This is a genomic window from Allotamlana fucoidanivorans, assembly GCF_045788535.1.
GTDB lineage: Bacteria > Bacteroidota > Bacteroidia > Flavobacteriales > Flavobacteriaceae > Allotamlana > Allotamlana fucoidanivorans.
The window spans coordinates 1,924,379-1,948,782 of sequence record NZ_CP074074.1 but is presented as its reverse complement, the minus strand read 5'-3'; the positions used below and the strand labels follow the sequence as shown (position 1 = coordinate 1,948,782).

The window sequence follows — 24,404 nt, the reverse complement described above, 5'->3', positions numbered from 1 at the left end:
CATAAATTTTAGATTCTCTTATCAAACTTGCGTTAGTTTATAGTAACTTTTTCCTTTTTTTCAGGAATACAATAGGCCTCACCATTTTCTTCTCTTGGCTTTACTTTTACTGTATATTCGCCTGTTGTGGCATACTCATGTGTTGCTGTATTTCCTGTAATAACTTCAACAGCGCCATCTCCAAAATCCCAAGTTATATTATTACCCATGGCATAATCCCCAGAATATGTTACGGTAAACATAACTAGTTTACTGTTAGTGGCATCAACTTCATGGCTAACATCAAAATTTAAACCAGAAAACAAACAATCAATCGTGTTCTTTGCATCATCTTTACTACATGATTCTATTAAGAATACTGTAAGCATCAATAAAACTAATTTCGCTTTTCTCATACTTTTTTCATTAAATATAAAAAATTAAAATCAACATTTTAAACACGTTTCGTGTTTATTTAAATCTTTCAAACCATGCAAAAGCATCTTAACATAAAAATAATCTCCCTCTTGATCAATTTTTACAGTTTTTTCTTATTTTCAATGTCTATATCAAAAATTAAATAACGTACATTTATCTTGCTATCAATACTTTATTAATCACTTCCGTTATGAAAAAACACATATTACTCCTTGCTCTGCTTTTATCCTATTTTGTTAGCCCTTCCCAAAACGATAAAAAAATGGATTCCACAGCCATTTTTATCCTTGACAGAATGAGTACCATTATTGGAGATTTAACTTCAGTAACTTTTGACCTGAATACCTCAATAGACAATTATGACGATTCTAAAAACATTGTAAAACACTATTTAAAAAGTACTGTTTCTTTTTCGGGGCCAGATAAACTTTTAACAAAAACGGAAGGAACAAAGGGAAAGTATGGTTTTTGGTATGATGGTGAATATCTAACCTATTACAACGTTGATGAAAACAACTACGTTACCCTTGAAGCACCCGATACAACCATTGAAATGATTGATGAAATGCACAAAAATTTCGACTTCAAATTTCCAGCAGCAGATTTCTTCTACCCCAGTTTTACTGACGATTTAATGGATATGTTTGATGAAATAAAATTTCTTGGTACTGTAAATCTATCAGACGAAATATGTTATCACATCATGGCTATTAATAAAGACATGACCGTTCAGTTTTGGATTTCAAACAAAACTTATTTATTGCCAAAACGCTTTGTCATTATGTATAAAAACGAAGAAAATATGCAATATGAAGCTTCGTTTGAAAATTGGTCTTTAAACCCCAATATACCCGATGCTGTTTTTAGTTTTATGGCACCTCCAACAGCCCAGTTAATCAGCATTTTAAAGCAATCTTAATTAAACACGATGTAATCTTTATCAGCATGAATTCACATAACAACCACATAAAAAATATAATAGGTCTCATTTTAGTTTGTATTTGCATAGCATTTCCCTCTGAACTAATGGCTCAGCGTATGAGGCCTTCTGGAGGAGCTAGAGGCGGCGGTTCTATTACAAGGCCAACACAAATGCCCAACAGAAGTAACAGACCTACTGCCAGACCTTCAACAACCAATAGAATGCCTAATAGGTCAATTAATGGCGGAGCTACTCATAATAAGAGTAGAGATTTTTCAAACAACAAGAATATTCCAAATAAAAGTACTAGGCCATCAACAATAAACAAACCCAATACTGGTCAATCAAAATTACCAGACAGAAGAACTTCAAAAGTAAAAGACAGAAGCACCAATAAAGCAGGTAACAAAATAGGCAACAACAATAGAATTGGTAATAAAAATGTAAACGTTAATATTGATAGAAGTAGAAACGTTAATATTAGAAACACAAGAGTTAGAGGAAGTTCAAGAGCCTATGTAAGGCCACCATACAGATATGGTGGTTATAGGTATTATTGTCACCTCCCCTACTTTTACTTTCCTTACAGACCATTTTATTGGGGTCCCTATTACCACCCATGGGGGTATTTTGTAACCAGTTTAGCCACTACCGCTATCATAGTAAACATTGTAAATGACAATGATAAATCTAACAATGAAGAGTATCATTATGAAAATGGCACCTATTATTTAAAAACAGAAAATGGGTTTGAAGCTGTACAGGCACCTGTTGGAGCACAAGTTCCTGACATCCCTAAAGATGCCGAAAAGGTTGAAGTTAACAACACTACCAATTACTACTACGGTGGCGCTTTTTATGAGCAGAATAAAGAGGGCTATATTGTGGTTCCTGCTACAGCGGGCACCATTGTTCCTGGACTTCCTGAAGGAGGCGAAGAAGTAAAAATAGGAGAAGTTACTTATGTTCAATTTGGAGAAACCTACTACCAACCTATTCAGGTAGATGGTAAAAATATGTATGAAATAGTCGATGTAAAAAAGGAATAAGTTTAGTACGTTACCATTCAAATCAAAACTCATGGTATCAAGAAATGTTTACCCTTTTTTCAAGTCCTTTTGAAAGTCATGAGGAAAAAGTCAAAACTAATTTTAGGAATCATACTTGCACTAATTATACTGGTGCTGATTGCCTTACCTTATGTGATAAAGAATTATGCTATCAACCATAGCAAAACGTTATTAGGACGCCAAATTGATATTGGCAAATTAAGATACAATTACTTTTCAAGCACATTACAGATTTATGATTTTAAAATGCTTGAACAAAATGAATCAGATGAATTTACCTCCTTTGATACACTCATTGTTAATCTAGAGCCCTTCAAACTGCTTTCAAACAACAAAGTAATTGAGCAATTTTATGTAAAGGGTCTCATGGTAAATATAATCATGAAAGATTCTACCTTTAATTTTGATGATCTTATTTCCTTTCACAGCATGCCAGAAGACACCTTGAATGCATCAAAGGAATCCTTTAAATACGCCATTTCAAATATTGAACTGAAAGATGTCGATTTTATTTTTAACGATCATAACGTAAAAAATGAGCTCTATATAAAAGACTTCTCGTTTAACATACCGCACATAAGCTGGAATCAGGAAGAAAAAAGCAATGCCGATTTTAAATTTAACTTTGACCGCGGCGGCTATTTTGAATCTACTTTAAATATTAACCCTATTACAGGTGATTTTGATGGTTCTTTTACCGTACATCAACTTTATCTTGATAATTTTTTAAATTACGTAAAACCCTATGCTCATGTTAACACGTTTGATGGTGTTGTTGATTCAAAAATTAATGTGCACGGAAACACCAAAAACGCCATAAATTCTATACTTTCTGGCACCATTAATGTCTCAGACTTTAAAATGACAGATTTTAATAATAAAGAATTTCTAGCCGCAAATTCCATAAAATCGAACATTGACAAAATTGATTATGCCAATCAGGAATATGTTTTGAACCGCATTGATATTAGCCACCTGTACACCTATTTTCAATTAGATTCTATTTCAAATAACTTTTTTAAAATTTTTAAAATTGACAAAGTGGTTGAAGCTGAAAATCCTGCAGATACAAGCAACACAGAAAATCTTTTATACACTATTAAAAACCTTTCTGTAAACAATAGTGTTTTAGATTACACCGATAATTTAACAGGAGCCCCTTTTAAATATCACTTGAGCAACATAGACATAGATTCAAAAGACATAAAAAGTACTGCAAACTGGTTAGATATTAATGCTACCATGCTATTAAATAATCGCGGTAACCTAAAGGCAAAATTGGGAATAAATCCACAAAATTATCTCAACTCCACACTCAACATCTCTATTGAAAAATTTCTACTACCCGATCTTAACTTATATACTAACTATTATATGGGGCATAGTATACTGCAAGGCGACATGTATTACTACTCACAGTCTAAGATTGTAGACGGAACTATTACGAGTGAAAATAAAATGCTTGTAAAAAATGCGTCTTTAGAAAACGTAAAAGGAGGCTTGTATGACTTACCCTTGAAGTTTGCTTTCTATCTATTAACAGATAAACATGGCGATGTTAACTTAGAAATACCTGTAAGAGGCAACTTAAATGACCCTAATTATAACATGCGAAAGATAATTTGGCAAACATTTAAAAATGTTATAGGTAAAACCGTTGCTGCACCCGTAAATTTCTTAGTTAATTTAGTTGGTGGTGACCCTAAAGAACTAGAAGAAATTGAGTTAACCTATACAGACACTATTCCATCAAATAAAAATTTCAGGCAACTAGACAAGCTCATTGCATTGGAGAACAAAAAACCTGAACTTCAAATAAGTTTAACCTATTATGTTGATAAGGCATTACAAAAACAAGCACTTGGTCAAAATCTAGCTGAAGCAACATATAGACTAAAAACGGGTGATGTGGATATAAAAGATGAAAAAAAATTTGAAGCCTTTATTTTTAAAGAAATTGACACAGACAGCTTACCATTAGATAAGGCCATTATACAATTCAGCACCCAAAAGAACTTAGACAGCTTTGCTGAAGTTAGAGACAACCTTATCATTAAAACAACTCAAGATTATTTAAAAGAACAATCATTTTCATCAAAAATCACTATAAAAAAGTCAACTATTGACGACCCAGAAAACACAGGGGCTTACCCAAAATTTCTGATTACTTATGGCATGAAAGGCGAAACCAATACGAAAGACCACTGACTTTCAATCACATATAACACAGCCTTAAATAAAACGCTTAACAATAAAATAATATAATGCTTTGTAATGGTATAAGAAAAATACTACCTTAGAAACATAGTTATAGTTATTAATCACTTAATCACATTGAAATGAAAAGAATCAGATTACTCGGAGCAATCATGGTATGTTGTTGTATGACATTCTCTGCCATGGCTCAAAAAAAACCCAATATTTTGGTCTTATGGGGGGATGATATTGGTCAATCAAACATCAGCGCCTATACCATGGGCATTACTGGTTACAAAACGCCTAATATTGATAGAATAGCCAAAGAAGGCGCTATATTTACCGATTACTATGCCGAACAAAGTTGTACTGCAGGCCGGTCATCTTTTATTTTAGGACAGAGTGTTTTTCGTACGGGCTTAAGTAAAGTAGGGATGCCTGGTGCCGAAGAAGGTATTAGCACAGAAGACCCAACCATTGCAGAGTTACTTCAACCGCTAGGCTATATTAGCGGACAGTTTGGAAAAAACCATCTGGGAGATCGTGATGAACACCTTCCAACCAATCATGGCTTTGATGAGTTTTATGGTAATCTTTATCATTTAAATGCAGAAGAAGAGCCTGAGCAAGCAGATTATCCAGACCCTAAAAAATATCCTAACTTTAGAAAAAGGTTTGGTCCAAGAGGTGTCATTCATTCTACAGCTGATGGCAAAGTGGAAGACACAGGACCTTTAACTAAAAAACGTATGGAAACTATTGATGACGAATCATCAAAAGCGGCTATGGATTGGATTAGGAAACAACACAAAGCTGGAAAACCATGGTTTTGCTGGTGGAATGGCACCCGTATGCATTTTAGAACACATGTAAAACCCGAACATAGAGGTATCTCTGGCCAAAATGAATATGGCGATGGTATGGTAGAACACGACATGCATATTGGCTTGTTCCTAGATTTATTAGACGAATTAGGCATTGCAGACAATACCATTGTCATGTATTCAACAGATAATGGTCCACACAAAAACACTTGGCCTGATGCTGGAATTAATCCGTTTAGAGGTGAAAAAAACACCAACTGGGAAGGTGGTTGGCGCGTACCTGCTATGGTGAAATGGCCTGGACAAATTCCTGAAGGTATGATTTCAAACGAAATTTTTTCAGGCATGGATTGGATGCCTACATTCTTAGCTGCCGCTGGAGACAATAAGATTAAAGACAAACTACTTAAAGGCTATAAAGCCAATGGTAAAACATTTAAAGTGCATCTAGACGGTTACAATATGCTACCTTATTTAACTGGTAAAGAAAAAGAAGGTAGACGTCATGAAATCTTCTATTTCTCAGATGATGGTGATTTAACCGCTTTACGTTACAATGATTGGAAATTAATCTTTATGGAACAAAGATCGCCAGGAACACTACAAGTTTGGGCTGAACCTTTTATTAAATTAAGATTACCTATGATATATAATTTAAGAAGAGACCCTTATGAGTTTTCTTCAATAACATCTAACACCTATTACGATTGGTTAATAAATCATGCCTTTATGCTTGTTCCTGCTCAAGCTTATGTTGCTAAATTCTTCGGTACTTTTAAAGATTACCCTCCAAGAATGAAAGCTGCAAGTTTTAGTTTAGACAAAGTTATGGAGAAATTATCAACACCTGGAAACAATTAACATAATTTAATAAAGGAGGCATGATGCCTCCTTTATTCTTAAAAAATACAATATGAAAAAAGTAATATTATTTACCATAGTTGCATTATGCGCTACGGCTTCCTCTTTAGTAGCCCAAACATTACCTTCAATAAAATCTTCTGAGTTAACTGAAACAGTTAAAAGTACCGATGTAAGTTCTAAACAAGAAGAGCAGATTAAACAAGCCTTAATGAAAGATGAAGAACTTCAAGAAAAAACGATAAACCATTTAAAATCTAATCCAGAAACTAAAGATGCTTTCATGAATTTGACAACAAAAAATTCTGGTGGACTTCAAGGTCTTATGTCATCTGTTTTAGGAGATAAATCATTAACACAAGCGGCTATTGATTACGTAAGTAAGAATCCTGACCTCTTGCAAAAAGCGTTGAAACTCGTTGGTCTGTAAAAGGTCTTCAAATGTAATTATCAAAAAGCACAAGCAAATTCCTTGTGCTTTTTTTAATATTCATAACCCAGAGTGCATCTTATTCTTCAAATAAATTTTGACACCATAGATTTAAAAGTTAAGTTTATAGTATTGATTATTCCTGCCTCCCATGATATTATTCAGAAATTGTTTTTTTCTTATATGCTTATTCCAAATATGGAAATGCCATTCACAAGAAGGCAACTACAAATTCAATAACTTTGGGAATCGCTCTATCCTTTTAGCAGGAAATGTTACAGGAAGTGTTTCTGATTTAGGGCTAACCTACTACAATCCTTCTTTTTTGGCAAATAGTGATGATTTAGGGTTTTCATTGAATGCCAAAGCTTATCAGTTAACCAATATAAAACTAAAAAACCCTTCAAATAAAGCACAATTAAGTAGTTCAAGTTTTGATAATGCTTCAACCATGGCTGGTGGTATTTTTAAATTGTTTAACAATCGGTTTGCGTATTCTTACTTAACTAAATCTAACTTTAATACAAACTTAAACTATACCACAAATTATTTAAATGATGCCATAAGGAATCAATTTCCTGACATTACGAAACACACAACAACCATTACACTAAATAGCAGAATAAAAGACGATTGGAGTGGTGCATCTTGGGCCTATAAAATAAACAAGCAACTCAATGTAGGTATTTCAACCTTTGTCTCAGTATACAGTTATAAGGCGCATTCTGGTGCTAGTCATATCTTTGAATCGAATAACGAAAATGTATCTTTTTATCAAAACGTGGTTGGTTTTAGTCAAAAATCATACGGCCTATTTGTTAAAATTGGGGCAAATTATAGATTTCCCAAATTTCATTTAGGCGTCAATATTAATGTCCCCTATATAGAAGTTTTGAAAGATGGATCCTTTAATTATTCTAAATTAATCTCTGGTGTAAGTTCTGATGATGATTTATATCTGTCAGGTGATTTTAAAGATGTAGACTCTAAACGAAAAGAACCACTAGGGGTTTCCTTAGGTATTGGTGTTCCTATACATAAAGGTAAACTGCACGTAAATATTGATTATGTAAGTAGTTTAAATTCATATAGCCGATTAAAAATTCCTGATATTGATTTAGGTCAAGGCACGTTAACACCAATTTATTTTGCTGAGGCTCGTAAAACAGTAGTTAATTTTGGTGCTGGCATTGAATACACCTTAAGTCAAAACTTAAATTTTTATGCTGGATTTTCTACAGATTTTAATGCTTTTAAGGAAAGTGCTAATATTTTTGATTTTTCAGCCAAAGAGAATAAAAATATTGAAATAGGTGAAGATTTTTATCACATGAGTTTGGGTATAGACTGGAAATTAAAATGGTTAAGTATTATTTCTGGGATTACCTATGCTGGAAGTTCTAACACATTTTTAAGTCCGTACGCCATCAACGTTACGCCTAGTGTTACTATTAATAACACGCCTGAAACACAATTTAACTATAGCCGCTGGCAATTTGTAATTGGCCTGGATATTCCACTTTTAAGTAAAAAAACAAATCAACTTTTAGAATCTTTGTAATACAAAAAAGCCTATCAATTTTTTATTGACAGGCTTTTTGTTTTATTGAAAAACAAGGAACTACTAGCTTTTCTTATGTTTCTTTTTGTCTAGTTTATTAATCGTTTCATACATAATTGGTGTGGCAATAAACAATGATGAATAGGTACCTACTATTACCCCAACAATTAAAGCAAACATAAACCCTCTAATAGAATCGCCACCAAAAATAAATATGGCTAAAAGTACCACTAAAGTCGTTAATGATGTATTCAAAGTTCTACTCAACGTACTGCTTAGTGACGTATTCACTACCTTATCAAAATTCCATGAAGTATGCTCGTTGAAGTACTCACGAATTCTATCAAAAACAACCACCGTATCATTCAACGAATAACCAATTACAGTTAATATGGCGGCAATAAAAGCTTGGTTAATTTCCATATTAAAAGGCATTAACTTATAGGTTAAAGAGAACACCCCTAATACAATTAATACATCATGGAAAACAGCAGCAACAGCACCCAATGAATATTGCCATTTTTTAAATCGGAATAAAATGTACAAAAACACAACAATTAACGATCCTAAAACAGCCCAAACAGAAGCTTGTTTAATATCATCAGCAATAGTTGGAGACACTTTATAGGTTTCTAATAACCCTACTTGCTTGTTTTCATCATTTAAATCGATGAATTCATCATAAGAAACACCTTCTAAATAAGGCACTAACGCATCGTATAATTTCTTTCTAATTTCCTCATCTACAGAAGTTCCAGACTCATTAACCTTATATTTTGTGGTAATCTTTAACTGATTAGCAGCTCCGAATGTTTTAGCGTCTGCACTTCCATAAACAGCAGCATCAGCTAACACACCTGTAATCTCTGAAGCAGATACATCTTGAGCAAAACGTACTTGGTAAGTTCTTCCCCCAACAAAATCTACACCTTGATCTAAGCCGTTAGTAAACAATGACCCTAAAGACAATACAATAAATGCACCTGAAACAATATAAGCTACCTTACGTTTTTTCAAGAACTCAATATTAATATTTCTGAATAGGTTTTTAGTAATTCCTGTAGAGAAATCTAGTTTACCTTTCTTATTGGTGTACCAGTCGATTAACAATCTTGTAATGAAGATCGCAGTAAACAATGAGGTTGCTATACCAATTAATAAGGTGGTTGCAAAACCTTTAATAGGCCCCGTACCAAATACAAATAGAATTAATGCCGTTAAACCTGTCGTGATATTAGCATCTAAAATAGAGGATAAGGCATTTCCAAAACCATCTTTAATAGCCTCTATCTGCCCTTTTCCTTTTGCAAGTTCCTCTCTAATACGTTCAAATATCAGTACATTCGCATCCACCGACATACCAATGGTCAATACGATACCAGCAATACCTGGTAAGGTTAACACCGCTCCTAATCCTGATAAAATTCCAAAGATTAAAAGAATGTTTAACAGCATAGCAATATCAGAGAATACGCCCGCTTTTCCATAGTAGAAAATCATCCAAAGTAACACTAACGCCAAAGCGATTAAGAATGACATGGTTCCACTTTCAATAGCCTCTTTCCCTAATGACGGCCCTACTACCTCACTTGAAATAATATCTGCCGATGCTGGTAATTTACCTGCTCTAAGTACGTTAGCTAAATCTATAGCTTCATTTAAGCTAAAATCACCAGAAATAGAAGAGCTTCCACCTGCAATTGGTCCTGAAGTAACACCTGGTGCAGAATACACTACGTTATCTAAAACAATAGCAATTTGACTTTGTTGGTTATAAGCCTTACCAGTCATTTCTTCCCAGATCTTAGCACCTTTTGCGTTCATTTGCATAGAAACTTCAGATTTACCCATTGGGTTAAATTGGTTTCTTGCATCTGTTACCACATCACCACTTAATGGTGGTACATTCTCTCTATTACCTACTAGGGCATATAAATCAACCAGTTCACTGTTTTTCTCTGGTTTCCCAAAAGCAAATTTTACGTAACGCTGTTCTGCTGGCAACAATGATCTTACTTCTGGAATGTTTAAATATTCTAGAACTTTTGTTTTATCTTTTATTTCAAATTTAGCAATAACAGGACCACCTGGATACCCTTGTCCTCTAATTAAATCGAAAATAGGATTTACTGTTTGTACCGAGGTAGAATCTGTTTCAGCATCCCCCAACAAGTCATCAATTTGAGCATCTTTTGCATCTTCTTCATCTTGTGGTTCTTGAGCACCTGCTTCTTTTTTTGCATCAACAACATCTTTCAACACCTCATTAGCCTGAGCCAAAAACGGAAAGAATTGCTCGCCTTTATAAGCATCCCAAAACTCTAATTGAGCTGTACTTTGTAACAAGCTAGTAGCACGCTCAACATCTTTCACACCAGGTAATTCTACTAGAATTCTTCCTGATGTTCCTAAACGTTGAATATTTGGAGAGGTTACACCAAATTCATCAATACGCTTACGTAGTACTTCAAAAGCTGAAACAATAGATTCATCAATCTTTCTTTCAATAACCAATTTAACCTCATCGTCTGTCATACTTCCGTCAATTTCCCCATCTAATTCTTTGGTATAAAATATATCTGGAGATGCTAACTTGGTATCGCCCTTTATAGCTTCAAAAGCGGTAAAGAAATCTTCGATATAGGTGTTTTGACCATTTCTTTGAAGCTCTGCGGCATCCTCTAAAGCTTTATTAAAAACAGGATCTGTGGTATTGTTTGCCAATCCTTTTAATAAATCTTCTACTGATACTTGAAGGATAACATTTATACCTCCTTTTAAATCAAGACCAAGATTCATGGCCTTTTGCTTCACCTCATTATACGTGAATTTGGCAATACCAATATTGAACACAGTATCTGTAGCAATAGATTGTAAATAATCTGCTTCTCTTTGGCTGCGTTTTGCATGGTAATTTTCTTCCGTTTCAGGAATTTCGTTTATAGCTATTTCCTGAGCTTCTTTTTCAATTTGACTGCCTTTAAATGTGAATGATAACTGATAAAGACTTACCAGACCAAACAAGACAGCAAATAGTTTAACTAGTCCTTTGTTTTGCATGTTATAATATTTTTAATCAAATTTTGAAAACGGGCAAATATAGAGTTTCAGCCCAAATTTGACAATTTTAAATAGTTTTTATGATTAGTGGTATAAGCTACAACTCATACCCTTATGAATACGTTGAAACGTTTGATTTAAGTCTGAATTTTAAATCAACTTTTCTCTCTTTTAGAATAAATTAACTATTAGGGCCTGCCCTAACTTCCGGAATACTATGTAAAGGTGTATCTAAAGCAATGGCTATGGTTTGCTGAACACGATAAGACACCTTAACTTGCTTGCTTAGGTGATTATGTACTAAACCGCTGGTGTTTAATTTTAAGCTAGGATCAAGGAAACGATCACTTTTATTATCTAATTGTAAAACAACACTACCATTAAAATCCCAACCCGAATAATCTCCAGGTTCAATCTCATAAATATCAAAATGGTATTGAAGAGATTCATCATGTGAAGGAATTTCACTTGATTTTTTGGGTGTTGATGCATCTGTTTCAACAGCTAAATACGGATTTTTAGCAAAAGCACGTTTTACACTAGTAACGTCAGATTCACTAAAGTAGCTAATCTTTAATTTTCCGTCATCAAGCGGCTTTATTTGAACATTAGTAACCCCAACCTCTTGAAGCTGCTCCTTTACTTCCCCTATGGTTTTTAAAGCCTCTTCTGAAGAAAGTTCAACATGAGCAAATTCTAAAACAATTTCTTGGTTAGGCGCAGGCGTTTGCTGTTGCGAAACAACACCAAATAAAGTAAGAACTAATACAAAAATACTAATACACCATCTTGCAATCATGCGCCAAATATAAAAAAATAAAGACTGTATTGCTACAGTCTTTATATAATTATCATATTTAACTTATCTAAATTACAATTCTAGCAATCCATTCGTTTTTGAAACACCTTCTGCACTGGCTTGCATGTGAGCTTTTTCGGCCTCACTTAAAGGTATATCTACTATCTTTTCAATACCGTTTCTACCTAAAACAACTGGCACTCCAATACAGATATCACTTAATCCGTACTCGCCATCTAACAGCGTAGAACATGGGTATATTTTCTTTTGGTCACAAGCAATAGCCTGAACTAAACCACTCACAGCAGCTCCTGGTGCATACCATGCTGATGTTCCTAATAGCTTGGTTAAGGTAGCACCTCCTACTTTAGTATCGGCAGCAACTTGCTCTAAACGCTCTTCGCTTAAAAATTCTGACACTTTTATACTGTTTCTTGTAGCATGACTAATTAACGGCACCATACCTGTATCACTATGTCCGCCAATAACCATTCCGTCAACATCACTAATTGGAGCTTCTAAAGCCTCTGCTAATCTATATTTAAAACGAGCAGAATCTAAAGCACCACCCATTCCTATTATTCTGTTTTTTGGTAATCCTGTTGCTTTGTGAGCCAAATATGTCATGGTATCCATTGGGTTACTAACCACAATTAAAATCATATTTGGAGAATGCTCTAATAAACTTGTTGAAACGGCCTTAACAATACCAGCGTTAATACCAATCAACTCTTCACGTGTCATACCTGGTTTACGAGGAATACCTGAAGTAATGACGCAAATATCACTTCCTGCTGTTTTGCTATAATCATTGGTAACCCCAGTGATTTTTGTATCAAATCCGTTTAATGAGGCACACTGCATTAAATCCATAGCCTTTCCTTCTGCATACCCTTCTTTGATATCTAATAATACCACTTCTGAAGCGAAATTTTTGATAGCAATGTACTCTGCACAACTTGCACCAACTGCTCCTGCTCCTACTACTGTTACTTTCATTTTTTTAATATTTATTATTTAGTAATTTGATTCGATATTCTACGCTGCAAATTTCAGCCTTTTTGCCCTTTTGTTTTATGATGATTATCATAAATACGCAACGCTGTTATCTAAGCACAAGGCATAAAAACAAACAAATGCGAATTTACGAATTAAAACCCTCTAAATAAAAAAGTACAGAATAAAAATCCCGTACTTTTTCAGAGTAAAATTCAATAAAAACTAAATAAAACTAAGAAATCAATTTTTTGAAACAGAAGGCTTATCTAAACCCAAAATTTATACCCACAGAAAAGGCGTTGTAGTCTGATAAGTGATATTCGGCATTAAGCCTAAAGAACCCTAATTTTAATTTGGTTCCTAAAGTACCTCTAACGGATGACACTTTACTTGATACTGAGAATGGATCATCAATAGGTTCTGATGGTAAAATACCATTATTTACGATGTATGTTCCTAATACATCAGACTTTGACTCACCCGAAATATACCCAATCCCTCCATAAAAATTTATAATGGGTAGCTTCGTTGAGGCTATAAATTGAAACAACCAGGTATCTGTATTGTTTTCTAAACGTTGATTTTGTCCATCTACACCCGATGATTCTGTTAAGTCATATCTGGCGTCTAAGGTAGTATATGCCACTAAGCCAGATAGTGCCACAGGAAGCACCTTATCTGCAGGCAACCACTTTGTAAACTCGGCTTGTAAAGCAGCACCAAACATACTGCCTTCTATATCATCAGCCTTAATTTTAGGCAAAAATCGCGCTTTAACTTCTAAGCCCTTACTTAAGCCTAAAGCGCCTTGAATAAATGCAGAAGGTACATAATCTAAATCTCCACCCACACCTGAAGGCAAAGTGATTCTATCTGATAAAAGTGAACTAGATTTTGACCGAACAATGATGTCTATATCAGGATTATTTTCTCCCAGTACGGTTGAAACCATTTTTGAATTCGCTCCATCCTCAAACTCAACGGTAAAATCATAATCGTCCTGATTATAGTCTGCAATATTCATTTGAAATGCTCTATGCTCGTTCTTTACAACGGCAGCATTGGTTATTATAGATATTTCAAAACCTCCAAGCGGTTTTACATCGGCTGTATTAAACCAGTTAGCATTCAAACTATGCACTACTCCATTTGTTCCAGGCTTTAAAAAATCATTACTAAATCGTTCCGCATTTTCAACACCAGCTCTAAGCAAGCCATTTAAACCTTCTTGTGCTTTTACTGTTAATATGCTAAAACAAAGTATAGCAAGTAAACTTATCTTTTTCATTTCATTTAAAATTTGGCACAACAAACATAAGAAAATATTACTTAAAAACGCATTTTATCGTATTTATTTATCTTTTTGTCGTTTAAAATAAACTTAACCTCTATATTTAACTCTGGTTTTGTCCGTTTTTAACAGTATAAAAACTTGTAAAAAAATTTATGCTAAATTTACCCCAAAAAGTTTAGCCTTGAACCCACGTTTCCCAAATATGAATTTCCGCCTTTTTTCAACCGCATTAATACTCTTATTTATCCATTCGTGTACTAATGACGAACCTCTTGATGATCACCTTACTGGTAGCATAAATAAAGTGCTTAATAGACAAAGTACAGGAAGTTCTGCCAACGACCTTCTGTCTGACAACTCTTTTACAAGTATGATCATAGAAATTGTATACGTAGAAGGCCTTGAACCCACACAGAATACCATTAATAACTTTGTAACTTTTTTAAACAATAGAACCTATAAACCTTCAGGGATAACAGTGAAGAAAAGAGTAATCCCTTCACCTGGCCAAGCAACTTATACCATAGAAGACATTGCCAATATTGAAAGAGAAGAACGCCAAGAATACAATCAGGGATCAAAAATTGCGGTTTGGGCTTTATTTATAGACGGAAAATCAGATAATGATGTTGGCAATGAAGTGGTTTTAGGAACCGCCTATTGGAATACGTCTTTTGTAATTTATGAAGAAACTGTTCAAGCATTAAGCAATAGTCCTTTTGAACCTGAACGCAGTGTTCTAGAAACTACGGTTATTAACCATGAATTTGGTCATATACTTGGCCTAACAAACTTAGGGTCAACCATGCAAACCAATCATGAAGATGTAGATCATCCTAAGCATTGTGATGAAAAAGATTGTTTAATGTATTGGGAATCTGAATCTTCAGTAGCCCTTACAGGAATGAGCACTATACCTCTACTTGACGCCCAGTGTTTGGCAGATTTAAAAGCCAATGGTGGCAAATAAATTTTTAAAATTACTCATAAAAAAACGGCTTAAAAGCCGTTTTTTTATGAGTATGAATACCTCATTAGGCATCAATATTAGCATAAATAGCATTCTTTTCAATGAAATCGCGTCGCGGTGGTACTTCATCACCCATAAGCATAGAAAAAATTCTATCGGCTTCTGTTCCGTTATCAATTTGAACCAACCTTAACGTTCTAAATTCAGGATTCATCGTGGTATCCCAAAGCTGCTCAGCATTCATTTCACCCAGACCTTTATAACGTTGAATATTCACGCTTCCTCCAAAAGATTCCGCAATCGCATCACGTTCTTTATCATTCCAAGCATATTGCTTTTTGTTACCTTTTTTCACTAAATATAATGGTGGCGTAGCAATGTACACATGCCCTTCCTCAATCAGCTCTTTCATATAACGGAAAAAGAATGTCAAAATCAGTGTTGCAATATGACTACCATCAATATCGGCATCACACATAATCACGATTTTATGGTAACGCAATTTTGATAAATTTAAAGCTTTACTGTCTTCCTCGGTCCCTATGGTAACTCCTAAAGCCGTGAAAATATTCTTAATCTCTTCGTTTTCAAAAACTTTATGTGTCATGGCTTTCTCTACATTTAGAATTTTACCACGTAATGGTAAAATAGCCTGAAATGCTCTATCTCTACCTTGTTTTGCCGTTCCGCCCGCCGAATCTCCCTCTACTAAGAACACTTCACATTTTGCAGGGTCTTGTTCTGAACAATCTGATAGTTTACCAGGCAAACCTCCAATGCTCATCACCGTTTTACGCTGCACCATTTCGCGTGCTTTTTGAGCTGCATGACGTGCTTGCGCCGCCAGAATAACCTTTTGCACTATGGTTTTTGCATCATCTGGATGTTCTTCTAAATAATCCGTTAGCATTTCTGACACCGCTTGACTAACTGAAGCTGACACCTCACGGTTACCTAACTTTGTTTTTGTTTGCCCTTCAAACTGAGGTTCAGCCACCTTTACTGATACAATAGCAGTTAACCCCTCACGGAAATCATCACCTGAAATATCAAATTTTAATTTATCTAACATACCCGACTCATCCGCATACTTTTTCAAGGTATGTGTTAATCCTCTTCGGAAACCCGATAAATGTGTTCCCCCTTCATGCGTATTGATATTATTTACATAGGAATGTAAATTTTCGGCATAAGAGGTATTATAAACCATGGCCACTTCAACTGGCACACCATTCTTTTCGCCTTCAAAGGCAATAACATCTTTCATTAAAGGCTCTCGTGTGGCATCTAAATACTTTATAAACTCTTTTAAGCCTTCTTCAGAATGAAATGTTTCGCCCTCAAAAGTACCATCTTCTTTTTGGGTTCTTCTATCAATTAAATGAACCGTAATACCTTTATTTAGATAAGCTAATTCACGCAACCTACTTGCTAAGGTGTCATAATTATACTCCAGTGTTTGTTGGAATATCTGTGGGTCTGGCTTAAAGGTTACAATAGTTCCATTTTTATCAGAATCTCCAACCACTTTTACAGGATAGAGCGGTTTTCCGCGTTCGTACTCTTGCTCCCAAATTTTTCCTTCACGATGCACTGTTGCCTTTAAATGCTCTGACAATGCATTTACACAACTTACACCAACACCATGCAATCCGCCTGATACCTTATAAGAATCTTTATCAAACTTACCTCCTGCTCCAATTTTGGTCATTACCACCTCAAGTGCCGAAACGCCTTCTTTTTTATGTAATCCTACCGGAATACCACGACCATCATCCTCTGTAGTAATCGAGTTATCTTCATTAATGGTAACGGTTATATTATTACAATGTCCTGCTAACGCTTCATCAATGGAGTTATCAACTACCTCATATACTAAATGGTGTAACCCGCGCACACCTACATCACCAATGTACATGGACGGACGCATGCGCACATGCTCCATACCCTCTAAAGCCTGAATACTATCAGCCGAATATTGTGGGGCTTTTTTTTCTTCGCTCATATTCTAAATTATCTTAAATTGAATTTGACTATTAATCATAAAAAAAGATGCCTTTTTAGCATCCTTTTGAACACAAACAAATATACGAAATATTACACCTAAAAGAAAGCTTTTTATCGACTCAACAAGAAAATTATCAACATTTGTTAATTATTTAAAAACGGCTTAAATCGCCTAAAAATAGCCTTAAATTACATTTTAGTAATTTTTAATGCATCAGCAAAACATAAAAACACAAAAGTGTCTCTAATCCTCTATTTTAAATTCTATTTTTACCTAAAATAACATCAAAATAGTTTTCAAACGTTATAGTTGATAACCCGAAAAAAATATATCTCCAAACATGATGTATGTCACTTTTTAAGGTTATAGTTAATAATATTTTTGCCCTATATTTTGAATGAAACAACAATGAAGAACAGAAAAAAAACAGTCTTAAACCTGTTAAATGTATTCCTTTTATTAGTTCCTATTTTTATATTGGCACAGGAGACAGAAAAACCATTTAAACCAACATTTAAATGGAATGCTACTGCTCAAATATGGCTACGGTATTCCGATTTAAATCAGGGCTCATTGGTTAACGGCGAACCCACATCTTCATTTACCGATGTTTCTATAAGACGAATTCGAATTCCTATTTCGGCACAAGTCACACCAAGAATATTTGCCTATGCTATTTTTGGAGGAAATAATTACAACCTTAAAAGCATGCAAAACCCTATTGAAGTTCTAGATTTTTATATGGAATATGCTTTTTCTAAGCACCTAGAGATAGGTCTTGGAAAATCAGGATGGCAGGGACTAAGCAGATGGAACGTGCGCTCTAGCAGCACACTCATGGGATTAGATTCGCCACTTTTTTCATTAAATACGGTTGAAAAAAATGATGACTTAGGCCGACAGTTTGGCCTATGGTTAAAAGGACAGGCAGGACATTTTGATTACCGACTCACCTTTAACCAACCTCGAATAATTACTAAAGCGCCTGCAAACGGTGTGGTTGATTTTGCTAACAACAGACCGCGCTGGAAGACATCATCATACATTAATTATCAATTCTTTGAAAACGAATCAAATAAGTCAGCCTATCAAACGGGTACCTACTTAGCAAACAAGAAAGTTTTCAATATTGGTGCTGGTTTTCAATATCAGGAAAATGCATTTAGCGATGGTGATTTCAACAATCCTAATACCACTTTTTACGACATGAAGCATTGGGCTATCGATTCATATTTAAACCTTCCTTTTGCAAATGAAGATGCTATTACAGCCTATCTTGGCTATTATAGTTTCGATTTTGGTAAAGATTACATTAGAAATGTTGGCGCTAACAACCCTACTAATGGTGTTACGGATCCTGATTTTAATGGTGCTGGCGTGGCATTCCCAATGATGGGAACAGGCCCTACCTGGTATACTCAATTTGGGTACGCCTTTAGAAAAACCAAACTTATTAACCACCAAGTTGTTATTCAACCTAATATTGCCATTCAACACTCCAATTATGATGCCTTGGAAGACAGCATGACAGTTTATGATTTTACGGTAAACTTTTTAGTAAATGGAAAACATGGCAACAAAATAAGTTTAGGCTATCAATTACGCCCTATTTTTGATGCGGACACCTTATTAGAGAAAGACAGAAAAGGTATGGCCGTTTTACAATATCAAATATCATTTAAATAGACTAAATATATATCAAAATATTTTTGAGTTTTTTAATAATTCTGCAATTATAGTTTAGCTCCAGCAAAAAATAGTGATAAGTCTATTTATTCTCTATATATTTGAAGCTGAATTACATCAGAATGATTAATAATAACAATAATAATTTCAATAATCCTAATTTTTAGGACGGGGAGGTTATTGTTAAAAAATATATAAAGCCTTCCGAATTCGGGAGGCTTTTTTTAATTAAAAATCCAGAGCATGAGTAAAATTATGACAGTAGACATTTTGTCGAGTATTAAAGGAGCACAGCCTTCAGAGACTGTAAACAAATTATTTCAGGTTATTAAAGCTGCTAATCCTACAGATAATAATTCTTTTAATAGCAGTCATAATTGTGTATCACTAAATAATTTAAGGGAAGATATCGTGATTGATAGTTCTGAAATAGAAAAACAAATCATTATTGAAAACTTTCCTAAAGAAAAAAACGGCTACTTAGTTGTTTCAAAAGTAATTGAAGAATAGTTTATGGACTCTCAAATAAGATCAATCCATCAACAGCTAGTGGATAAAAAAATTACGTGTACTGAGCTAGTACAAAGTAAACTTAGCAATTTAAAAGAAAACTCGCACAATACGGTAAATGCTTTACTGGATGATATAGCACTTAAATTAGCAGCCAAAGTAGATGCTAAAATTGCTAGCGGCGAAACTATTGGTTTACTTGAAGGCATTCCTTTTGGCATTAAAGATGTGTATATGCTTCAAGGTACATGTACAACGGCCAGTTCAGATTTACTTAAACATTATAAATCGCCATATACCGCTACTGCAATTCAGAAGCTTTTAGATGCTGGCGCTATTCCTTTAGTAAAAGAAAATTGCGATAGCTTTGGTCATGGATCTTCAAGTGAAAACACCATTTTTGGCCCTGTAAAAAATGCTATTAACCCAGAATTAGTTGGTGGCGGTTCTAGTGGTGGCTCTGCTGTAAATGTAGCTAAAGATTACACGGTATTTTCTATTGGTGGTGATACAGGAGGCTCCATTAGACAACCCGCAGGGTATAATCATGTGTATGGTTTAAAACCTACTTATGGCCGTATTTCTCGCTACGGATTGATGGCTTACGCCTCGTCTACAGACTGTGTAGGCCCTATAGCTAAATCTATTGAAGATATACTAATTGTTTTAAACACCATGAGTGGTTTAGATCCTAAAGATCAAACTACCTTTACTTCTGAAACTATTCAAGAAGATGCTATTCTGGATACCAAAAGCATTAAAACCGTAGGTTACTTCAAGAATTTTATTGACAGTGAAGCTCTTGATCCGAAGATTAAGGCCGATTTCTTGGCATGTATAGAAAAAATAAAAGCAAAAGGTATTTCGGTGAAGGTGTTAGACTTTTTTGAATCAGACACTCTGGTGTCTACCTATTACACCTTGGCTATGGCCGAAACTGCCTCTAACCTGTCTCGATTAGACGGAACAAATTACGGCAACCGTATTGAGGCCGAAAATTTAAAGGAAACCTATGCTGTAACACGTTCTGAAAACTTTTCTGAAGAAACTAAAAGACGTATTGTTGGTGGAAATCAAGTATTATCGCAAGGTTTCTCTGATGAAATTTATTTAAAAGGTCTAAACCTAAGAGATCAAATTTCGCAGAATTTTGAAAAAGATTTTTCTGAAGTAGATATCATCTTATCGCCTGTTACACCAAGTACACCCCCAAAAATTGGAGATAGCTTAAAAGCCCCCTTGGCCATGTATTTATCTGATGCCTATACGGTGGGTTTCAGCCTAGGGCAGCTACCAACACTTACCGTACCTCAAGGAACGGCTACAGGCTTACAAATTACGGCTGCTAAAAATAATGACGAACTAGTTTTGAAGTTTGCTAACTTCTTAAAAGACACGATATAATGGAACTGGAACAATTAAACGAGTTACTAAAAAAACACGAGTTAGAATTAGTCATTGGTCTTGAAACACATGTTAGATTAAACACTAAAACAAAATTGTTTTGTTCTTGTGCCAATGCCGGAGATATTGAAACACCTAATCATAATATTTGTTCCGTATGTACAGGTCAAATGGGGGTGCTACCGTCTATTAATAAAGAAGCTATTACTAAGGCTATTTATTTTGGAAAAGCCGTAAAATCAACCTTTGAAAACGAAGTAATTTCATGGGACAGAAAACATTATGAGTACCCTGACAATCCTAAAAACATACAAATAACGCAATTTCATAACCCGATTATTCCTGATGGTCAAGTATCTTGTTTCCGTAACGACGGTTCTCAATTTACAGTTAATTTAACTCAGGTTCATATTGAGGAAGATGCCGCTAAACTCATCCATGAAAAGAAAATTTCTCTGGTAGATTTTAATAAAGCTGGGGTGCCTCTTATTGAAATTGTGACCCAGCCCTGTATACGTCATATTGAAGATGCTTCAACATACGCACAATACATTCAGCGTATTGTTCAAAATTTAGGCATTTCTGAAGCTAACTTAGAGAAAGGCGAGTTTAAATCGGATGTTTCTGTATCCCTAAGAAAAAAGCATACGTATAATTTGAATCCTCGTACCGAAATAAAAAACCTCAACTCCTTTAAATTTATGGTTGAGGCTTTAAAAGAAGAGGTTGAAAAACAACTTAATTACTTTTTAGAGCATAAAGAATTTAGACCAGATCAAACTACTGTACTGTTTGATGCTGAGCTAAAGCAAACCAAAACCATGCGTAAAAAGGAGTTTGAGGCCGACTATCGTTTTATCTCTGAACCAGATTTACCTTTTGTAAATATCAAAGAGGTGATTGATGCTATTGAAGTTGATAATAGCGCTTTACCTTTTGCTGTTGAATCTATTTTAATAAAAGGCGGCGTATTACCCCAAGATGCTAAGTTTTTTACAGCTGACGCTTTACGCTCAAAAACGTTCATGACCATAAACAACGTTATAAAAGACCCGTCTTTTGTGGCAAAAACACTAGTGAACAATATTGGTGCCGATGAGTATGATAGTATCCATAGAATAGAGCATCTCATTGAAATTTTCCAACTATTTAAAGCTGAAAAAATTACTTCGGTTTTGGTTCAAAATGCCATTACAGCTTATTTAAAAGACCGAAATTTCAATTACAATCAATATTTTGAAGACAATACCATTTCTGAATCCCAGATAGAAGATGCTATTGCTAAAGTTATTTCTGAAAACCAAGTAATTGCCGATGATATTAAAAATGGTAACCAAGGAAAAGCGGGGATTTTAGTAGGTAAAGTTATAGGTATTATAGGTAAAGGCGCTTCAGGCAAAGTGATAAGAGCACGTATTTTATCAACGCTAGCTAGCCATGCTATTTCAGCACAACCTTCAGACAAGAACGACAAAAGTGCTGACCAAGCAAATAACCAACCCGTAGTTTCCAAAAAAGATGAAGAAACACTTTCTGAAATTCCTTTAATAATAAAAGACGAATACCGTACTCATGTTATTTCTGAAATCTCAGATGATAATATTGGCAACCAAGTAACCTTAGCGGGTTGGGTTTCTAGCGTACGTGACCACGGTGAACTTATGTTTATTGATTTACGTGATTCTAGTACACAGATTTTTCAGATAAGACTAAGTCGAGAATCATTTGCTAATCTTGACGACCTTATAAAATTAAAACCAGAATCGGTTATTACCGTTACAGGCTCTATTGTACAGCGTGACGAAGATGATTACAACCCTGCTTTAAGAACTGGAAAAATAGAACTCGAGGCTAGTGATTTAGATCTATTAAATCTTTCAAAAACCTTACCTTTTGAAATAAAAAGAGCAACTAAGTCTAACGAAAATGTACGTTTTCAATACAAATATTTAGACCACAGAAATGATGATGTACGACGTGTTATAGTTAACCGTCATAAGGTGATTAAACTCATGCGAGATATTTTAGACGCACAAGATTTCTTAGAAATTGAAACCCCTATTTTAAGCGCAGGAACAGATGAAGGCGCGCGTGAGTTTATTGTACCTACTCGTAAACAATCTGGTTCGTTTTACACCTTACCGCAAGCCCCTCAACAGTTTAAACAAATGTTGATGGTAAGTGGTTATGAAAAGTATTTTCAAATAGCCCGTTGTTTTAGGGATGAAGATTCTCGTGGGGATCGTCAGCCAGAATTCACACAGTTGGATATAGAAATGGCGTATGCTAGCATGCAACAAATTATTGATTTGAACACCAACATGTTCAATTCTATTGTAAAAAAAGTGTACGGCAAAAAATGGATTTTACATCCTTTTGAAGTATTATCCTATCAACAGGCTATGGATGAATACGGTTGTGATCGTCCCGACCTACGCTTTGGGTTAAAACTAAAAGATATTACCAACATTGTAAAAGATACAACCTTCCAAGTATTTAGCAAACCTATTGAAGAAGGTGGTATTGTAAAATGCATCAAAGTATCAACTGAAGAACAAGGCAAAAAGCGTTTATCAAAAGGGCAGATAGAAAAATTAACTGCTTTGGCGCAACAGCACGGCTTAGGAGGATTGGCTTACATCATAGTAAACGAAAACGACTTGCAATCCCCTATTATTAAGTTTTTAGGTGAAGATATTGCGGCAAGAATTATTGCCGCTACAAAGGCTCAAGTGGGTGATATTGTATTCTTTTCTGCTGCCGATTATGCCACTGCGAATAAAGCACTTGATGCCGTACGCCAAGAATTAGGAAAAATGCTTCACTTAATCAATCCAAAAGAGCTAAGACCAGCCTGGGTTATTGACTTTCCTATGTTTGAGAAAACAGACGAAGGCAACTGGACCTTCACCCACAATCCGTTTTCTATGCCTGCTATTAAAGACGTGGAAAAACACATGAATGGCAAAGAAGAAGAAATTGGCAGCATCATTGCTCAACAATACGACTTAATATTAAACGGTTATGAAATTGGTGGTGGTTCTGTGCGGGCTCATAAACCAGAAATTCTTGAAGCTACTTATAAAAACATGGGCTACAATAAGGAGGACATGATGAAAAGTGTTGGCACCATGTATAAAGCATTTCACTATGGCGCTCCTCCTCATGGCGGTATTGCTTGGGGTGTTGACCGATTGATGATGATTTTAGAAAAGAAAGCGTCTATTAGAGAAGTTATGGCTTTCCCTAAAACAGGAACCAGTGAAGATTTACTCTTTGGAGCGCCTTCACCCCTTTCTGATAAAAAGGTAGAAGAAATGAACGTTAGAGTGATAAAAAAATAATCTACCTCACAAATAATCATAAAAGCTTCAGTAAAAACTGGAGCTTTTT

Annotated in this window: 17 protein-coding genes; 11 read left to right on the top strand and 6 right to left on the bottom strand. The window is 34.9% G+C overall.

The genetic code is table 11. From position 1 onward, the window contains the following. Positions 1-32: 32 nt before the first annotated feature. Positions 33-395, bottom strand: a complete 363-nt coding sequence (locus KFZ70_RS08880; protein WP_139695148.1) for a PKD domain-containing protein — start codon at positions 393-395, stop codon at positions 33-35. A 212-nt stretch (positions 396-607) separates the two neighbouring features. Between KFZ70_RS08880 and KFZ70_RS08875 the strand changes: the two genes are divergently transcribed. From KFZ70_RS08875 to KFZ70_RS08850, 6 genes are all read left to right on the top strand, one after another. Next, on the top strand, positions 608-1,336 hold the full coding sequence (locus KFZ70_RS08875) for a DUF2092 domain-containing protein (protein ID WP_139695149.1): 729 nt from the start codon (positions 608-610) through the stop codon (positions 1,334-1,336). Between the two features lie 107 nt (positions 1,337-1,443). Beyond that, entirely contained in the window at positions 1,444-2,388 is a 945-nt protein-coding gene (locus KFZ70_RS08870) for a DUF6515 family protein (RefSeq protein WP_233243998.1), read from the top strand. A gap of 78 nt (positions 2,389-2,466) precedes the next feature. Beyond that, positions 2,467-4,617: a DUF748 domain-containing protein gene (locus KFZ70_RS08865; RefSeq protein WP_139695151.1), complete on the top strand. Its 2,151-nt coding sequence runs from the start codon at positions 2,467-2,469 to the stop codon at positions 4,615-4,617. A gap of 131 nt (positions 4,618-4,748) precedes the next feature. Beyond that, a complete protein-coding gene (locus KFZ70_RS08860; RefSeq protein WP_139695152.1) occupies positions 4,749-6,290 on the top strand; it encodes an arylsulfatase in 1,542 nt (513 codons plus the stop codon). Between the two features lie 52 nt (positions 6,291-6,342). Then, complete coding sequence (locus tag KFZ70_RS08855) at positions 6,343-6,720, top strand: hypothetical protein (RefSeq protein ID WP_139695153.1); 378 nt, start codon at positions 6,343-6,345, stop codon at positions 6,718-6,720. Positions 6,721-6,871: 151 nt separating this feature from the next. Further along, a complete protein-coding gene (locus tag KFZ70_RS08850) occupies positions 6,872-8,281 on the top strand; it encodes a hypothetical protein (protein WP_139695154.1) in 1,410 nt (469 codons plus the stop codon). A 63-nt stretch (positions 8,282-8,344) separates the two neighbouring features. Here KFZ70_RS08850 and secDF read toward each other — a convergent pair whose 3' ends face one another. The 4 genes from secDF to KFZ70_RS08830 form a co-directional block, all read right to left on the bottom strand. Then, positions 8,345-11,341: a protein translocase subunit SecDF gene (secDF, locus tag KFZ70_RS08845; protein ID WP_139695155.1), complete on the bottom strand. Its 2,997-nt coding sequence runs from the start codon at positions 11,339-11,341 to the stop codon at positions 8,345-8,347. A 181-nt stretch (positions 11,342-11,522) separates the two neighbouring features. Next, entirely contained in the window at positions 11,523-12,140 is a 618-nt protein-coding gene (locus KFZ70_RS08840) for a hypothetical protein (protein WP_139695156.1), read from the bottom strand. 72 nt (positions 12,141-12,212) lie between these two features. After that, complete coding sequence (gene mdh, locus KFZ70_RS08835; protein WP_139695157.1) at positions 12,213-13,139, bottom strand: malate dehydrogenase; 927 nt, start codon at positions 13,137-13,139, stop codon at positions 12,213-12,215. Between the two features lie 262 nt (positions 13,140-13,401). Next, a complete protein-coding gene (locus tag KFZ70_RS08830) occupies positions 13,402-14,427 on the bottom strand; it encodes a DUF6588 family protein (RefSeq protein ID WP_139695158.1) in 1,026 nt (341 codons plus the stop codon). 208 nt (positions 14,428-14,635) lie between these two features. Between KFZ70_RS08830 and KFZ70_RS08825 the strand changes: the two genes are divergently transcribed. After that, on the top strand, positions 14,636-15,403 hold the full coding sequence (locus KFZ70_RS08825) for a membrane metalloprotease (RefSeq protein WP_139695159.1): 768 nt from the start codon (positions 14,636-14,638) through the stop codon (positions 15,401-15,403). A 64-nt stretch (positions 15,404-15,467) separates the two neighbouring features. Here the strand turns inward: KFZ70_RS08825 and gyrB are convergent, their stop codons facing one another. Continuing rightward, on the bottom strand, positions 15,468-17,408 hold the full coding sequence (gyrB, locus tag KFZ70_RS08820) for a DNA topoisomerase (ATP-hydrolyzing) subunit B (protein WP_139695160.1): 1,941 nt from the start codon (positions 17,406-17,408) through the stop codon (positions 15,468-15,470). Between the two features lie 411 nt (positions 17,409-17,819). Here gyrB and KFZ70_RS08815 point away from each other — a divergent pair, with 411 nt between their 5' ends. From KFZ70_RS08815 to gatB/aspS, 4 genes are all read left to right on the top strand, one after another. After that, positions 17,820-19,097: a porin gene (locus KFZ70_RS08815; RefSeq protein WP_139695161.1), complete on the top strand. Its 1,278-nt coding sequence runs from the start codon at positions 17,820-17,822 to the stop codon at positions 19,095-19,097. Between the two features lie 243 nt (positions 19,098-19,340). Beyond that, positions 19,341-19,607, top strand: coding sequence for a hypothetical protein (locus KFZ70_RS08810; protein ID WP_199240651.1), 267 nt, complete (start codon positions 19,341-19,343; stop codon positions 19,605-19,607). A gap of 3 nt (positions 19,608-19,610) precedes the next feature. Continuing rightward, positions 19,611-21,011 carry an amidase family protein gene (locus tag KFZ70_RS08805; protein WP_139695162.1) on the top strand — a complete coding sequence of 467 codons (1,401 nt, stop codon included), beginning with the start codon at positions 19,611-19,613 and terminating at the stop codon, positions 21,009-21,011. Beyond that, entirely contained in the window at positions 21,011-24,355 is a 3,345-nt protein-coding gene (gene gatB/aspS, locus KFZ70_RS08800; RefSeq protein WP_139695163.1) for a bifunctional amidotransferase subunit GatB/aspartate--tRNA ligase AspS, read from the top strand. The genes KFZ70_RS08805 and gatB/aspS overlap by 1 nt, the downstream gene beginning before the upstream one ends. Positions 24,356-24,404 lie beyond the last annotated feature (49 nt).

Excerpts from the sequence above, each read along its gene's own strand:
- KFZ70_RS08880 (WP_139695148.1), bottom strand. The coding sequence starts at position 395 with ATGAGAAAAGCGAAATTAGTTTTATTGATGCTTACAGTATTCTTAATA.
- KFZ70_RS08875 (WP_139695149.1), top strand. The coding sequence starts at position 608 with ATGAAAAAACACATATTACTCCTTGCTCTGCTTTTATCCTATTTTGTT.
- KFZ70_RS08870 (WP_233243998.1), top strand. The coding sequence starts at position 1,444 with ATGGCTCAGCGTATGAGGCCTTCTGGAGGAGCTAGAGGCGGCGGTTCT.
- KFZ70_RS08865 (WP_139695151.1), top strand. The coding sequence starts at position 2,467 with ATGAGGAAAAAGTCAAAACTAATTTTAGGAATCATACTTGCACTAATT.
- KFZ70_RS08860 (WP_139695152.1), top strand. The coding sequence starts at position 4,749 with ATGAAAAGAATCAGATTACTCGGAGCAATCATGGTATGTTGTTGTATG.
- KFZ70_RS08855 (WP_139695153.1), top strand. The coding sequence starts at position 6,343 with ATGAAAAAAGTAATATTATTTACCATAGTTGCATTATGCGCTACGGCT.
- KFZ70_RS08850 (WP_139695154.1), top strand. The coding sequence starts at position 6,872 with ATGATATTATTCAGAAATTGTTTTTTTCTTATATGCTTATTCCAAATA.
- secDF (WP_139695155.1), bottom strand. The coding sequence starts at position 11,341 with ATGCAAAACAAAGGACTAGTTAAACTATTTGCTGTCTTGTTTGGTCTG.
- KFZ70_RS08840 (WP_139695156.1), bottom strand. The coding sequence starts at position 12,140 with ATGATTGCAAGATGGTGTATTAGTATTTTTGTATTAGTTCTTACTTTA.
- mdh (WP_139695157.1), bottom strand. The coding sequence starts at position 13,139 with ATGAAAGTAACAGTAGTAGGAGCAGGAGCAGTTGGTGCAAGTTGTGCA.
- KFZ70_RS08830 (WP_139695158.1), bottom strand. The coding sequence starts at position 14,427 with ATGAAAAAGATAAGTTTACTTGCTATACTTTGTTTTAGCATATTAACA.
- KFZ70_RS08825 (WP_139695159.1), top strand. The coding sequence starts at position 14,636 with ATGAATTTCCGCCTTTTTTCAACCGCATTAATACTCTTATTTATCCAT.
- gyrB (WP_139695160.1), bottom strand. The coding sequence starts at position 17,408 with ATGAGCGAAGAAAAAAAAGCCCCACAATATTCGGCTGATAGTATTCAG.
- KFZ70_RS08815 (WP_139695161.1), top strand. The coding sequence starts at position 17,820 with ATGAAGAACAGAAAAAAAACAGTCTTAAACCTGTTAAATGTATTCCTT.
- KFZ70_RS08810 (WP_199240651.1), top strand. The coding sequence starts at position 19,341 with ATGAGTAAAATTATGACAGTAGACATTTTGTCGAGTATTAAAGGAGCA.
- KFZ70_RS08805 (WP_139695162.1), top strand. The coding sequence starts at position 19,611 with ATGGACTCTCAAATAAGATCAATCCATCAACAGCTAGTGGATAAAAAA.
- gatB/aspS (WP_139695163.1), top strand. The coding sequence starts at position 21,011 with ATGGAACTGGAACAATTAAACGAGTTACTAAAAAAACACGAGTTAGAA.